Genomic DNA, 7,580 nt, shown 5'->3' on the forward strand with positions numbered 1-7,580 from the left:
AGACCCGCGGTGACCTCCTCGGCCAGCTTGTAGACGTCGACCTGGGCACGCCCGCACGACGGGCAGGACACGATCTCCAGACCGCGCTGCCTGAGATTCAGCGACTCCAGGATCTGATTGCCGACCTTCACCTCCTCCACCGGCGGCGCGGAGAGGGAGACGCGGATGGTGTCGCCGATGCCCTGCGAGAGCAGCGCCCCGAACGCGACCGCCGACTTGATCGTGCCCTGGAAGGCCGGACCCGCCTCGGTCACGCCCAGGTGAAGGGGATAGTCGCACTGCGCGGCGAGCTGCCGGTACGCCTCGACCATCACGACCGGGTCGTTGTGCTTCACGGAGATCTTGACGTCCCGGAAGTCGTGCTCCTCGAACAGGGACGCCTCCCACAGAGCGGACTCCACCAGCGCCTCCGGGGTCGCCCTGCCGTACTTCTGCAGCAGCCGGCGGTCCAGCGAGCCCGCGTTGACGCCGATGCGGATCGGCGTGCCGTGCTCCTTCGCCGCCTTCGCGATCTCACGCACCTTGTCGTCGAACTGCTTGATGTTGCCCGGGTTCACCCGCACCGCCGCACAGCCCGCCTCGATCGCCGCGAACACGTACTTCGGCTGGAAGTGGATGTCCGCGATCACCGGGATCTGCGACTTGCGCGCGATCGTCGACAACGCGTCCGCGTCGTCCTGCGTCGGACACGCCACCCGCACGATCTGACAGCCCGACGCCGTCAGCTCCGCGATCTGCTGCAACGTCGCGCCCACGTCCGACGTGCGCGTCGTCGTCATCGACTGCACCGACACCGGGGCGTCTCCGCCCACCGCCACGGAGCCGACCTGGATCTGCCGGCTCCTGCGGCGCTCGGCGATCTTGGTCGGGACGGACGGCATGCCGAGAGAAATCGCAGTCATCTGCTGTGCAACCCCAAGTCGTGGATCAAGGCTCAGGTCCCGTCGTTCAGGCGGGTTCCAGGCTTCGAGATTACGGCACTGCTCCGGGCGCCAGCACTCCCCCGCCTCGAATCCACCCCGCGGGGGACCCCCGTGGCCGTCAAACCCACTCGACGGAGGCGGCCCGGCGCCGAGGTGGCGCCGGGCCGTGTCGAACCGCGGACGAGGGAGGTGACCCGGGTCCGCCCTACGAGATCTTCACCGGGTTCACCACGTCGGCGATCAGCACCAGGACGGTGAAGCAGATGAACACGCCCGCCACCACGTAGGCCACCGGCATCAGCTTCGCCACGTCGAAGGGGCCCGGGTCGGGCCTGCGCAGCAGCTTCGCCAGGTTGCGGCGCAGCGACTCCCACAGGGCGCCCGCGATGTGTCCGCCGTCCAGGGGCAGCAGCGGCAGCATGTTGAACAGGAACAGGGAGAGGTTGAAGCCCGCGACCAGCATCACGGCCATCGCGAGCTGCTGCGAGGCCGGGATGTCGAGGGTGAAGATCTCGCCGCCGACGCGGGCCGCGCCGACCACGCCCATGGGCGAGTCGGGCTCGCGGGGCGCGCCGTCGAAGGCCGCGTTCCACAGGGCGGGGATCTTGCCGGGGAGGGCGGCGATGGAGTCGACGGCCTCGCCCACGCGGTCGGTCATCCAGGACACCGAGTCGCCGAAGTCCTGCTGGACGACGCCGGTGGCCGCGCTGAAGCCGAGGAAGCCGGCCTTGACGTACTCGCCCTGGACGTACGCCCCGCTGGAGTCCTTCTTGGCGACCTGGTTGGTGGCGATCGTCGTGTGCAGGGTCAGCTCCTGGCCCTTGCGGTCGACGACGATGGCCACGTCCTTGCCGGCGCTGACCCGGATGAGGTCGGAGAGCCTGTCCCAGTCGTCCGTCTTCTGACCGGCGAAGGAGACGATCTTGTCCCCCGGCTTCATGCCGGCGGCCGCGGCCGGGGAGGCCGGGTCGGACGACTTGCAGGCGTCGCGGTTCTCGCTCTGCGAGATGACGCACGGGGAGACCGAGCTGACGGTGGTGGTCTGCTGCTGGATGCCGAAGCCCATCAGGACGGTGAGGAAGAGGCCCACCGCGAGCACCAGGTTCATGAAGGGGCCCGCGAACATCACGATGACGCGCTTCCAGGGCTTGCGCGTGTAGAACATGCGCGTCTCGTCGCCCGGCTGCAGCTCCTCGTACGCGGCCGAGCGGGCGTCCTCGATCATGCCGCGCCAGGGGGAGGTGGAGCGGGCCGTCACCCGGCCGTCCTCGCCGGGCGGGAACATGCCGATCATGCGGATGTAGCCGCCGAACGGGATGGCCTTGAAGCCGTATTCGGTCTCGCCCTTCCTGCGGGAGAACAGGGTGGGGCCGAAGCCGACCATGTACTGCGGCACCCTGATGCCGAAGAGCTTGGCCGTGGAGAGGTGGCCCAGCTCGTGCCAGGCGATCGAGAAGAGCAGGCCGACCACGAAGACGACTATGCCGAGGATCATCATCAGGGCTGTCATGCACGCGCCTCCGCGGTAGCCGTCAGTTCTTGTGTCCGGGCCCGGGCCCAGGTCTCCGCCTCGAGGACGTCCGACACGGTGAGGGAAGTTCCCGTCGCCGGTGTGCCGTGCTCCTCCACGACCCGGGTGACGGTCTCCATGATCCCGTTGAACGGGAGCGCGCCCTTGCGGAACGCCTCCACGCACTCCTCGTTTGCGGCATTGAACACCGCCGGAGCCGTGCCCGCGAGCTCGCCCACGTGCCGGGCCAGGTTCACCGAGGGGAACGCCTCGTCGTCGAGCGGGAAGAACTCCCAGGTCGACGCGGTGCTCCAGTCGAAGGCGGGCGCCGCGTCGGGGACGCGCTGCGGCCAGCCGAGGCCGATGGCGATGGGCCCGCGCATGTCGGGGGGCGTCGCCTGGGCCAGTGTCGATCCGTCCGTGAACTCAACCATCGAGTGGACATACGACTGCGGGTGCACGACCACCTCAATCCGGGAGAAGGGAATGTCGTAGAGGAGGTGCGCCTCGATGACTTCCAGGCCCTTGTTGACGAGGGTCGCGGAGTTGATCGTGATCACCGGGCCCATGGACCAGGTGGGGTGGGCGAGGGCGTCCTCGACCGTGACGTTCGCCAGCTGCGCCTTGGTGCGGCCGCGGAAGGGCCCGCCGGAGGCGGTGACGACGAGCTTGCGGACGTCGGCCCGGGCGCCGCCGGCCAGGGCCTGGAAGAGGGCCGCGTGCTCGGAGTCCACCGGGATGATCTGGCCGGGCTTCGCGAGCGCCTTGACCAGCGGGCCGCCGACGATGAGCGACTCCTTGTTGGCGAGCGCGAGGGTGCGGCCCGCCTCCAGGGCGGCGAGGGTGGGCGCGAGACCGATGGAGCCCGTGATGCCGTTGAGGACGGTGTGGCAGTCGGAGGCGGCGAGCCGGGTGGCGGCGTCCGGCCCGGCCAGGATCTCGGGCAGCGGCTGACCCGCGCCGTACTCGGCGGCGAGCGCCTCGCGCAGGGCCGGCACGACGTCCTCGCGGGCCACCGCGACGGTCCGCACCCGCAGCAGCCGGGCCTGTTCGGCGAGGAGGGCGACCCGGCCGCCGTTGGCGGACAGGCCCGTCACCCGGAACCGGTCCGGGTTGCGCAGCACGAGGTCGATGGCCTGGGTGCCGATCGAGCCGGTGGAGCCGAGGACCACCACGTCCTTGGGACCGTCGCCCACGACGGGGTCGTAGACGAGGTGCGGGTCGGCGAGAGGGCTTGGACTGTCGCTCATCCCCCCATTGTCGCCGCACCGTGCGCGCGCCAGGACAGGGTGTCCCCCCAAGGAGGACACCCTGTGCACCGGCGTTCGACGACTCACCCGATCGAGCGGTGTACGTTCTCCCGTTCGCTGGGTCCCGGGGCCGCCTCGGCGATCCACGGGCCGTCCCCGGACGGGTCGACGATGCCCTGCTCGAGCCACTCGTAGGCGCCCGCCATGACGCCCTTGACGACCTTGCGGTCCAGCTCGTCGGTGTTGCTCCACAGACGGCCGAAGAGCTCGTCGACGCGCAGCCGGGACTGGCGGCAGAAGGCGTCGGCGAGCTGGTAGGCCTCGCGGCCGTGCTCGCCGCGCGAGCGCAGCAGCTCGGCGCGCACACAGGCCGCGCTCATCGCGAACAGCTCCGCGCCGATGTCCACGATCCGGCCGAGGAAGCCCTGCTTGGTCTCCATCCGGCCCTGCCAGCGGGACATGGCGTAGAACGTGGAGCGGGCGAGCTTGCGGGCGTGCCGCTCCACGTGCCGCAGATGCGGCGCGAGGTCGACGCCGGCGTGCTTGAACTCGTTGTACGACGACGGCAGCTGTCCCGGTCCCGCGACCAGCTTGGGCAGCCACTTGGCGTAGAAGACGCCGGCGCCGGCGCCCGCCTTCGCCTTGTCCTGGAGGGACTTGTCAGGGTCGATGAGGTCGCCGGCGACCGTGAGGTGGGCGTCGACGGCCTCGCGGGCGATGAGGAGGTGCATGATCTCCGTCGAGCCCTCGAAGATGCGGTTGATCCGCAGGTCGCGCAGGACCTGTTCGGCGGGGACCGCCCGCTCGCCGCGGGCGGCGAGGGACGCGGCCGTCTCGAAACCGCGGCCGCCGCGGATCTGGACCAGTTCGTCGGCCATCCGCCAGCCCATCTCGGAGGCGATGAGCTTGGCCAGCGCGCCCTCGATGCGGATGTCGTTGCGGTCCTCGTCGGCCATCTGCGAGGACAGGTCGAGAACGGCCTCCAGGGCGAAGGTCGTCGCCGCGATGAAGCTGATCTTCGCGCCGACCGCCTCGTGGTGGGCGATGGGCTTGCCCCACTGCTCGCGGGCGGCCGACCACTCTCGGGCGATCTTCAGGCTCCACTTGCCGGCGGCCACACAGGACGCGGGCAGCGAGAGACGGCCGGTGTTGAGGGTGGTCAGGGCGATCTTGAGGCCCGCGCCCTCGGGCCCGATGCGGTTCGCGGCCGGGACGCGGACCTGGTGGAAGCGGGTGACGCCGTTCTCGATGCCGCGAAGGCCCATGAAGGAGTTGCGGTTCTCGACGGTGATGCCGGGTGAGTCGCTCTCCACCACGAAGGCGGTGATGCCGCCCTTGTGGCCCTCGCTCTTGGGCACCCGGGCCATCACCACCAGCAGGTCGGCGACCACGCCGTTCGTCGTCCACAGCTTCACGCCGTCGAGGACGTAATGTCCCCCACTCTCGAAATCACCCGAGCGGGAGGAGCCCCCGTCCTCGGGCACCGCGCTGGTGGCGAGGCGGGCCGGGTCGGAGCCGACGTCCGGCTCGGTGAGGAGGAAGGCGCTGATGTCGGTGGTGGCGCAGCGGGGCAGGAACTTCTGCTTCTGCTCGGGGGTGCCGAACATCTTCAGCGGCTGCGGCACGCCGATCGACTGGTGCGCCGACAGGAGCACGCCGATCGCGGGGCTGGCCGAACCGATCAGGGCCAGCGCCTTGTTGTAGTAGACCTGGGTCAGGCCGAGGCCGCCGTACTTGGGGTCGATCTTCATGCCGAGGGCGCCGAGCTCCTTGAGTCCGGCGATCACCTCGTCGGGGATCCGGGCCTCGCGCTCGATGCGGGCCGCGTCCACCTGTGTGTCGCAGAAGGCGCGGAGCTTGGCCAGGAACGCCTCGCCGCGCCGGACGGCCTCGGCGGAGGGGACCGGGTGAGGGTGGATGAGGTCGAGCCGGAAACGGCCCAGGAACAGTTCCTTGGCGAAGCTGGGCTTGCGCCAGTCCTGTTCCCGCGCGGCCTCGGCGACCTGGCGGGCCTCGCGTTCGGTGACGGTGGGTTTCTTGAGGGGTGGTGCGGACATGAGGCTCACCTCGCCGCGAATCGGGATCTCGGACCACATTGGTTACCGATCGGTGCTACCCGATCGTTGGTACCCGATCCGGGCCGAGGTGGCCACCCCGCGTGCGCGCGTCCGGCCGGCCGCGGCCCCGGGCGCCCGCCGGTCGCGAGCGGCCCGCGCCCCGGCGGAACCCGGCCGATCCCGGTGTGCGGGTGCGACCCGGGGCCGTCCGGAAGGCGCCGCCTCCCCCGTCGGGCGGGGTGCGCCGAACGGGTGTGCGTCCATCCCGCGAGGGGTTCCCGTACGTTCCCGTACTGTTCCTTCCCCTTCCTGCGGCAACTCTGTGTCGAAGCGCTTCGACAACCTATGGACACCCATCCCCTCTGGGGCTACTGTCGAACCACTCTCACCCGCCCTTGTTCGCAATGCGCACTGTCGAAGCGCTTCACAAACTTGGAGAGCTGGATGGTCACCCTCGCCGAGGTCGCCCAGCACGCCGGAGTCTCGGCGAGCACGGTGAGCTATGTCCTCAGTGGCAAGCGGTCCATCTCGACGACGACCAGGCAGCGCGTCGAACAGAGCATCCGCGAACTCGGCTACCACCCGAACGCGGGCGCCCGCGCACTGGCCAGCAGCCGGTCCAACATCATCGCGCTGATGATCCCGCTGCGCACCGACATCTACGTGCCGGTGATGATGGAGATCGCCATCGCGGTGGCCACCACGGCGCGCACGCACGGGTACGACGTCCTGCTGCTGACCGGCGAGGAGGGGCCCGACGCCGTCCGCCGCGTCACCGGCAGCGGGCTCGCCGACGCGATGATCCTGATGGACGTCGAGCTGGACGACGAGCGGCTGCCGCTGCTGCGCTCCACCGACCAGCCCTCCGTGCTGATCGGGCTGCCCGCCGACACCACCGGCCTGACCTGCGTGGATCTGGACTTCGCGGCGACCGGCGCGCTGTGCGTGGAGCACCTGGCGACGCTGGGGCACCGCGACATCGCGGTCATCGGCGAGGCGCCCGCGGTCTACGAACGGCACACCGGCTTCGCCGAACGCACCCTCGACGGCCTCCGGCGCCGGGCCGGCGAACTGGGCCTGCGGCTGCTGCACCGCCCGTGCGAGGGCGGGTACGACGCGATGGCGGTGACACTGGCCCGGGTCCTCGACGAGCGGCCGGGCACCACCGGCTTCGTCGTGCAGAACGAGTCGGCGGTCGAGCCGCTGCTCGCGCTGCTGCGGCAGCAGGGCCGGGCCGTCCCGGAGGACGTGTCGGTGGTGGCGATCTGCCCCGATCAGGTCGCCGTCCAGGCGTCCGTGCGGCTGACCTCGGTCGTCATCCCCGCCCAGGAGATGGGCCGGCACGCCGTGGAACGCCTCGTCACCAAGCTGGAGGGGCGCGGCGGCGACGAAGTCGTGCTCATCGCGCCCGAGCTGACAGTCCGGGCGAGCACGGGCCCGGCGCCCTCCGGGGCCTGACTCCGCGCCCCCGCCGTCCCCCACCCCCGCTTCTCGGTCCTCGACCGCCGTCCCTGTCCCAGATCGCCGTCCCTGCCCTCGACCGCCGCCCCTCGGTGCGCCCGCCGCCCCTCGCGTCCCGCCGGGGCGCCCCCGTGCCCGCACCCCCTGTTTCACTCCTGTCTGCACTCCTTCAAGGAGCACTCCACGTGAACCAGCCTGCCGAAAACCAGCCCCAGGTCAGCCTCGCGCAGTCGTCGCCCACGGTCGGCATCTTCCGGGAGCGCGACGGCGCGCTGGAGTGGAGCGGCCGCCAGGAGACCCTGCGGGTCGAGCCGTGGGGCCCGGACGCCGTCCGGGTGCGCGCCCGGCTCGGCGGACCGATCCTCGAAGGACTGCCCGG

At 70.9% G+C, this 7,580-nt stretch carries 6 protein-coding genes; 2 read left to right on the top strand and 4 right to left on the bottom strand.

Features of this window, described 5'->3' with window-relative positions; all coding sequences use genetic code 11:
* From ispG to ABT300_RS39010, 4 genes are all read right to left on the bottom strand, one after another.
* The coding region (gene ispG / locus ABT300_RS38995) for a flavodoxin-dependent (E)-4-hydroxy-3-methylbut-2-enyl-diphosphate synthase (protein ID WP_351686407.1) at nucleotides 1–902 on the bottom strand (902 nt) is incomplete at its 3' end.
* Nucleotides 903–1,128: 226 nt separating this feature from the next.
* A complete protein-coding gene (locus ABT300_RS39000; protein ID WP_351686409.1) occupies nucleotides 1,129–2,433 on the bottom strand; it encodes a M50 family metallopeptidase in 1,305 nt (434 codons plus the stop codon).
* On the bottom strand, nucleotides 2,430–3,683 hold the full coding sequence (gene dxr / locus ABT300_RS39005; protein ID WP_351686412.1) for a 1-deoxy-D-xylulose-5-phosphate reductoisomerase: 1,254 nt from the start codon (nucleotides 3,681–3,683) through the stop codon (nucleotides 2,430–2,432). The genes ABT300_RS39000 and dxr overlap by 4 nt, the downstream gene beginning before the upstream one ends.
* 83 nt (nucleotides 3,684–3,766) lie before the next feature.
* Entirely contained in the window at nucleotides 3,767–5,740 is a 1,974-nt protein-coding gene (locus ABT300_RS39010) for an acyl-CoA dehydrogenase family protein (protein ID WP_351686414.1), read from the bottom strand.
* 444 nt (nucleotides 5,741–6,184) lie between these two features.
* Between ABT300_RS39010 and ABT300_RS39015 the strand changes: the two genes are divergently transcribed.
* Both ABT300_RS39015 and ABT300_RS39020 read left to right on the top strand, forming a co-directional pair.
* Nucleotides 6,185–7,198 (top strand): LacI family DNA-binding transcriptional regulator, encoded by a 1,014-nt coding sequence (locus tag ABT300_RS39015; RefSeq protein ID WP_351686416.1) that lies wholly within the window; start codon nucleotides 6,185–6,187, stop codon nucleotides 7,196–7,198.
* Between the two features lie 188 nt (nucleotides 7,199–7,386).
* Nucleotides 7,387–7,580: hypothetical protein (locus tag ABT300_RS39020; RefSeq protein WP_351686419.1), on the top strand; the 194-nt coding region annotated here is incomplete at its 3' end.

The sequence above is a fragment of the Streptomyces sp. NPDC001027 genome (genome assembly GCF_040299045.1).
Classification (GTDB): domain Bacteria; phylum Actinomycetota; class Actinomycetes; order Streptomycetales; family Streptomycetaceae; genus Streptomyces.